The sequence below is a fragment of the Calditrichota bacterium genome (assembly GCA_013151735.1).
Classification (GTDB): Bacteria; Zhuqueibacterota; JdFR-76; order JdFR-76; family BMS3Abin05; genus BMS3Abin05.
Genome location: JAADHR010000149.1, coordinates 1 through 3,821 on the forward strand (window position 1 = coordinate 1; position 3,821 = coordinate 3,821).

Consider the following 3,821-nt stretch of genomic DNA (forward strand, 5'->3'; position numbering starts at 1 on the left):
CCACCATTTTTTTTCGATTCGTAGGACTCCGGCCGATCTGTGTCTCAATCCGACCGGATCGCGGGCTCGGCACGCCCCACACCAACGCCCAGTATTCCCGCTCAATTGTGCGATTTCGAAATTGATCAGAGAGAACGCGGTGAGTTCGGTCGTCCTTTGCCGCTACCAGCAAACCAGACGTGTCCATATCCAGCCGATGGACAATGCCCGGGCGCAGCTCTCCCCCAATTCCGGACAAATCGTGACAATGGTACAAAAGAGCATTTACCAACGTTCCGGTGTAATGTCCCACAGCGGGATGGACCACCAAACCGGCCGGTTTGTTAATGACCAGTAAATACTCGTCTTCATAAACAATATTCAGGGGAATGTCTTCGGCTATCATATCATACTTTTTGGGGGGAGGAATATCGATGGCAATCCGATCTCCGGGAACAATCAAATAACTGGCTTTCTGCACCTTGCCATTCACCCGGATTTTCTCTTCGTCGATTAATCTTTGAAAAAAAGAGCGGGAAAAATGACCAATCGTTCGTGTCAGAAATACGTCGAGTCTCTCTTTTTCCTTTTTGGGAGGAACGATGATTTCTCTTTTTTCTGCCACAGCATTCGGTTGATCATCCATTGACGTCCAAAGGAGGTTTTAGGTGGTTTGTGAGTGCTGCTCTGCGGCTACTTCCGACTCGTTCTTGGTAAGGATTTCCGGTTCATCTTTTTTCAGAAGAATCACCGTAATCAGCAAAATCATCCCAATGCTGACCGCAGCATCCGCCACATTAAAAACATACCATCGCAACGAGCCAAAACCGACATCAATAAAATCAACCACAGCACCGGAAAAGACACGATCAATGAGATTACCGATGGCTCCGCCCAAAATAAGGGCCAGAGCAATTCGAATCATGGGACGGTCATTTTGGGCCTTAAAGAGGTAGATCAAGATAATCAGGCTGGCCACTATTGAAAATGCCGTAAAAAACACGCGGCTTCCGATGTGAATTCCAAAGGCCATTCCCGTATTTTCAATATAGGTGTATCGGACAAAATTGCCCAGTAGCTTTTTCGAGTGGCCGAGGATCATGTAATTTTTCGTGAACAGTTTGGTTGCCTGATCCAAAACGACAATCCCCAGCGATAAAAGTAATAGCTTCCAATCTATCTTAAATTTCATAATTCCTCAAAAATTCTCTTGTAATCAATGACCTAACATTCACCGAATCGGATCATTCGGGATCAAAAAAACACGACGTTTATTTTTCAGCCATTTATTTTGATCAAATCGCGCCTGCTCAGTCCTATATCGAATTGTCGTCGGTGTCGTTTTATCTTTTTCTGATAGTTTCAACTCACTCTTCTTTCGATTGTTCCTCTTTTGATTTGCATTCAATGCACAACCTGGCATGAGGAACCGCTTCCAGCCGGTCTTTGCTGATCGGCTTTCCACACTCCTGACACAGGCCATACGTGCCGCTCTTAATTCGCTCAAGAGCACGATCGATGTGATAAATAAGGCGATCTTCCCGATACGCAAACATGAAGGCTTTTTCGCGTTCGTTGGCGTCGGTGGCCTGATCAGCCATGTGAAAATTATAGGCTGAAATTTCGCCGCTGGAATCCTTCATTGTTTTTTTGAAAGAGTTTTCCTTGATGTATTCAATCTCATCCAGCAGTTCATTTCGCTTTTTGAGAAGCAATTTTTTGTAATGCTCCAATTCTCTTTTTGTCATTGTTCTTCTCCTAACCCGCTTCAGACGGATTTGACTCCATTGATTATCCCTTCAAATCAAAAGAATTCTCAAACATCTATCGAAAAACCAATTTGCTTCAGATCATTCTTTCGATTGATATCACCACAGATTCCCCATTAATTTTCCATTCCTTAGTAAATGCCCCATCGAGGGATTTTTCAAAAAGATCGGTTGCCAGCGTCTCTCGCTTAATATAGTCGGCTTGTTTTTGAATGGCTTGACTCATTTCTGCATTTCCCTGAAACGAAATGCGAATCCGGTCTGTTACATCAAAACCGGCTTCTTTGCGCATGTTCTGTACACGATTGACGAATTCCCGCGCCAACCCTTCCGCCCGAAGTGCGTCGGTGAGGTGCGTGTCCAGGGCCACCGTAAAATCGTCTTCCACGGCCACGGCAAAATCGTCCCGGTTTTCCTGAAAGATTTCCACATCCTCTTTTTTGATTTCCACCTCGCGGCCGTCCAGCAAAATCCGCTCGCTGCCGGTTTCCACCAGATGGTTCACCGCTTTTTCCGGCAGGTGGGCAATGATCTCGGCCACCTTTTTCACTTCTTTGCCGAATTTTGGACCGAGGCTTTTGAAATTGGGCTTCGCCCGCTGCACCCAGAGCCGGGCCGGATCGTCCACGAATTCAATCTCTTTGACGTTCACCTCGTCGCGCACAATGTCCGCCATCAGGGGCAGGCCTTCGCGAATAGCCTTTGATTTTGTGTACACCAGAATCCGGCTCAACGGCTGCCGCACCCGGATTCCCACTTCGTTGCGAATGGAACGCACCGAACTGACCACCTTTCGCACGGCGTCCATGTGGGCCTCCAACGCTTCGTCCCGGAAGGTGTGTGCCTCCGGCGACGGGTACTCCGCCAGATGGACGCTCTCGTAGGGCTCTTTTCCCACCGAATTCAGATTTTGGTAGATGTCTTCCGGCAAAAACGGGGCGAAAGGGGCCATCAGTTTGGCCACCGTCAGCAGTACCTCGTAAAGCGTCTGGTAGGCAGAAAGCTTGTCCGGGCCCATCTCCGACTTCCAGAAGCGGCGGCGGCTGCGGCGCACGTACCAATTGGACAAATCCTCTACCACGAAATCGGAAATCGCCCTTGCCGCCTTTGTCACGTCGTAGCGTTCCAGGTAATCGGCCACCTGAGCCACCAGCCGATTTTGCGCCGAAAGAATCCAGCGGTCAATTTCGGAGCGCTTTTCCTCGGGAATGCGCGCTTCTTTATACGCAAATTGGTCAATGTTGGCGTACAGCACAAAAAAGGCGTACACATTTACCAGCGTGCCGTAAAACTTCTTCTGCACCTCCAGCACCCCGTCCGGGTCGAATCGCGTGGGCGTCCAGGGGGGACTGACCGTGAGCAGGTACCAGCGCAGGGGGTCGGCGCCGTTGCGTTCCAGCACCTTAAAGGGATCCACGGCGTTCCCCTTGCTCTTGCTCATCTTCTGGCCTTCTTTGTCCAGAATGAGCTCAATGGAGAGCACGGTTTTGTACGCGGGCTGGTCGAAAAGCAGCGTGGAAATCGCCAAAAGCGAATAGAACCAGCCGCGGGTCTGGTCGATTCCCTCTGAAATAAAATCGGCCGGAAAATTGCGTTTGAAAACCTCCTGATTTTCGAAGGGGTAGTGCCACTGGGCGTAGGGCATGCTGCCGGAATCGAACCAGACGTCAATCACCTCCGGCTCGCGCTTCATGGTGCCGCCGCACTTGGGGCAGGTGAAGGTGATTTCGTCAATATAGGGTTTGTGCAAATCTTCGATGCTTTCCTTCCCCGAACGCTTCAGCAGCTCGTCCACGCTTCCCACCGAATCGGCGTGGCCGCACTTTTCACATTTCCAAACATTCAGCGGCGTCCCCCAGAATCGGTCGCGTGAGAGCGCCCAGTCCACATTGTTGGACAGCCATTCGCCAAAACGCCCCTCGCCCACTTCCTTTGGAATCCAGCGGATTTTCCGGTTGTTGGCAATGAGCCGGTCTTTGTACTCCGTGGTGCGGATGTACCAGGATTTCTTGGCGTAGTACAGAAGCGGCGTACCGCAGCGCCAGCAGTGCGGGTAGCTGTGGGTCACCACCT

Annotated in this window: 4 protein-coding genes; all 4 read right to left on the reverse strand. The window is 50.2% G+C overall.

Translation table 11 applies throughout. From position 1 onward, the window contains the following. On the reverse strand, window positions 1-625 hold a 625-nt coding region (locus GXO76_10835), incomplete at its 3' end, for an RluA family pseudouridine synthase (protein NOY78350.1). A gap of 18 nt (window positions 626-643) precedes the next feature. After that, window positions 644-1,171: a signal peptidase II gene (gene lspA / locus GXO76_10840; protein ID NOY78351.1), complete on the reverse strand. Its 528-nt coding sequence runs from the start codon at window positions 1,169-1,171 to the stop codon at window positions 644-646. 175 nt (window positions 1,172-1,346) lie between these two features. Then, complete coding sequence (locus tag GXO76_10845; protein NOY78352.1) at window positions 1,347-1,727, reverse strand: TraR/DksA family transcriptional regulator; 381 nt, start codon at window positions 1,725-1,727, stop codon at window positions 1,347-1,349. Window positions 1,728-1,824: 97 nt separating this feature from the next. Then, a partial coding sequence (locus GXO76_10850; protein ID NOY78353.1) for an isoleucine--tRNA ligase occupies window positions 1,825-3,821 on the reverse strand: 1,997 nt, incomplete at its 5' end.